A 525-nucleotide genomic window follows, 5' to 3' on the forward strand; every position below is an offset into this window, starting at 1 on the left:
GCGCGGCGGCGTCCGCCGCCAGCACAACCCGCCTGCTTCTTTCGCGGCCGATCAGGACGAGCGGCGCCTCAGGCGGAGGCGCCGCGTCGCCAGCCTTCCGCCGCAGCCGGTCGGTGGACCAGGTCGGCAGGAAGAGCGAGACGACCCGTGTCATCGCATGCCTCCAACTCGAAATCTGCGCTTTCACCCGCGCGAGCGCGGATGAGTTCGACAAGCCAGCGATGTCGCCCGACGCCTGGAACAGGCAGCGGCGTTGATGGCAGCACCGAGACGCGCCAGCGCGTCATCGCTGCTGTCGGCTGTCCAAAGTCCGCCGCCTCGGTCTGGCGGCGCCAGCGCCGCAGCGCGATGCCGATGGTGCTCTTTCCCTCTGCGGCGAGCTGAAGCCGACGCGAGGCGGTCATTGACAGACGGCCCACTTCGCCGACCACCGCGCCGAGGCCGCCATGCCGCAGCCCTTCCTCCATGCAGGCAAGCACACTGGCCTGGTCGCCAGCTTCCAGATAGATCACCCTGTCGGCTGGC

General features: G+C 69.7%; 1 pseudogene. It reads right to left on the bottom strand.

The annotated features are described in order from the left end of the window. Window positions 1-68: 68 nt before the first annotated feature. Window positions 69-525 (bottom strand): annotated as a pseudogene (locus tag EOA86_RS37775) (damage-inducible protein); the annotation flags it as partial.

This window comes from Mesorhizobium sp. M5C.F.Ca.IN.020.32.2.1, from assembly GCF_004023105.1.
GTDB classification, from domain to species: domain Bacteria; phylum Pseudomonadota; class Alphaproteobacteria; order Rhizobiales; family Rhizobiaceae; genus Mesorhizobium; species Mesorhizobium wenxiniae.